This window comes from Pseudomonas juntendi, assembly GCF_009932375.1.
Classification (GTDB): Bacteria; Pseudomonadota; Gammaproteobacteria; order Pseudomonadales; family Pseudomonadaceae; genus Aquipseudomonas; species Aquipseudomonas juntendi.
The window spans coordinates 1-288 of sequence record NZ_BLJG01000489.1 but is presented as its reverse complement, the minus strand read 5'-3'; the positions used below and the strand labels follow the sequence as shown (position 1 = coordinate 288).

1 protein-coding gene is annotated in these 288 nt (G+C 61.1%); it reads right to left on the bottom strand.

The genetic code is table 11. The features are described 5' to 3' along the window. Positions 1-157 (bottom strand): response regulator (locus GYA94_RS26885; RefSeq protein ID WP_161893477.1); only part of this gene is annotated, 157 nt, incomplete at its 3' end. Between the last annotated feature and the right edge of the window lie 131 nt (positions 158-288).

The window sequence follows — 288 nt, the reverse complement described above, 5'->3', positions numbered from 1 at the left end:
GGTCGAGAATGACCAGATCGGGCTTTTGCCGGCGGTACTCGTCCAGCACATGATCGCCGCGGGCGATCACCTGGACGTGGAAGTCGTTGCGTTGCAGGTAGCTGGCGATCAACTCGGACAGGGCGCTGTCGTCTTCGACCAGGAGAATATTCGGCATAGGTGCTTGGGAATCTAGGTTGTGTTGGACCTTGCCGGCCTCTTCGCGGGCTTGCCCGCTCCCACAAGGACCGCACAGTATCTGAAATCTGTGCTGTACCTGTGGGAGCGGGCCAGCCCGCGAAGAGGGCG